We start from the raw sequence: 1771 nt of genomic DNA, 5'->3' as shown, positions 1-1771 counted from the left end.
CACTGCTCTTTAACAATTTATCAGACAATCTGTGTGGGCACTCACAAGACGATATCAGCCACTTCGGTGGCAACAGAATATCAAGGCAGCAATGCCAAGTCTTAGAGTGACCAAGCAGTAATTCATTATGAATGATGTGAAGTAACTTTGAGCACCGCTGAACTTGTTTCAGCAAATCGAACTTTTAATTGAAGAGTTTGATCATGGCTCAGATTGAACGCTGGCGGCAGGCCTAACACATGCAAGTCGAGCGGTAGCACGGGAGAGCTTGCTCTCTGGGTGACGAGCGGCGGACGGGTGAGTAATGTCTGGGAAACTGCCTGATGGAGGGGGATAACTACTGGAAACGGTAGCTAATACCGCATGATGTCGCAAGACCAAAGTGGGGGACCTTCGGGCCTCACGCCATCGGATGTGCCCAGATGGGATTAGCTAGTAGGTGGGGTAATGGCTCACCTAGGCGACGATCCCTAGCTGGTCTGAGAGGATGACCAGCCACACTGGAACTGAGACACGGTCCAGACTCCTACGGGAGGCAGCAGTGGGGAATATTGCACAATGGGCGCAAGCCTGATGCAGCCATGCCGCGTGTGTGAAGAAGGCCTTAGGGTTGTAAAGCACTTTCAGCGAGGAGGAAGGCGTTGCAGTTAATAACTGCAACGATTGACGTTACTCGCAGAAGAAGCACCGGCTAACTCCGTGCCAGCAGCCGCGGTAATACGGAGGGTGCAAGCGTTAATCGGAATTACTGGGCGTAAAGCGCACGCAGGCGGTTTGTTAAGTCAGATGTGAAATCCCCGAGCTTAACTTGGGAACTGCATTTGAAACTGGCAAGCTAGAGTCTTGTAGAGGGGGGTAGAATTCCAGGTGTAGCGGTGAAATGCGTAGAGATCTGGAGGAATACCGGTGGCGAAGGCGGCCCCCTGGACAAAGACTGACGCTCAGGTGCGAAAGCGTGGGGAGCAAACAGGATTAGATACCCTGGTAGTCCACGCTGTAAACGATGTCGACTTGGAGGTTGTGCCCTTGAGGCGTGGCTTCCGGAGCTAACGCGTTAAGTCGACCGCCTGGGGAGTACGGCCGCAAGGTTAAAACTCAAATGAATTGACGGGGGCCCGCACAAGCGGTGGAGCATGTGGTTTAATTCGATGCAACGCGAAGAACCTTACCTACTCTTGACATCCACGGAATTCGCTAGAGATAGCTTAGTGCCTTCGGGAACCGTGAGACAGGTGCTGCATGGCTGTCGTCAGCTCGTGTTGTGAAATGTTGGGTTAAGTCCCGCAACGAGCGCAACCCTTATCCTTTGTTGCCAGCACGTAATGGTGGGAACTCAAAGGAGACTGCCGGTGATAAACCGGAGGAAGGTGGGGATGACGTCAAGTCATCATGGCCCTTACGAGTAGGGCTACACACGTGCTACAATGGCATATACAAAGAGAAGCAAACTCGCGAGAGCAAGCGGACCTCATAAAGTATGTCGTAGTCCGGATTGGAGTCTGCAACTCGACTCCATGAAGTCGGAATCGCTAGTAATCGTAGATCAGAATGCTACGGTGAATACGTTCCCGGGCCTTGTACACACCGCCCGTCACACCATGGGAGTGGGTTGCAAAAGAAGTAGGTAGCTTAACCTTCGGGAGGGCGCTTACCACTTTGTGATTCATGACTGGGGTGAAGTCGTAACAAGGTAACCGTAGGGGAACCTGCGGTTGGATCACCTCCTTACCTAAAGATACGCATTGTGCAGTGTCCACACAGATTGTCTGAT

General features: G+C 52.2%; 1 rRNA gene. It reads left to right on the top strand.

Annotated features, from left to right (window positions below):
• The first annotated feature begins 185 nt into the window (after positions 1-185).
• Positions 186-1728 (top strand): 16S ribosomal RNA (locus BS639_RS24390).
• The last annotated feature ends 43 nt before the right edge of the window (positions 1729-1771 follow it).

Origin of the sequence: Rouxiella silvae, assembly GCF_002093625.1 — a bacterium.
GTDB classification, from domain to species: Bacteria; Pseudomonadota; Gammaproteobacteria; order Enterobacterales; family Enterobacteriaceae; genus Rouxiella; species Rouxiella silvae.
The sequence above is the reverse complement of the archived record's forward strand: the minus strand, read 5'-3'. Positions and strand labels throughout refer to the sequence as shown.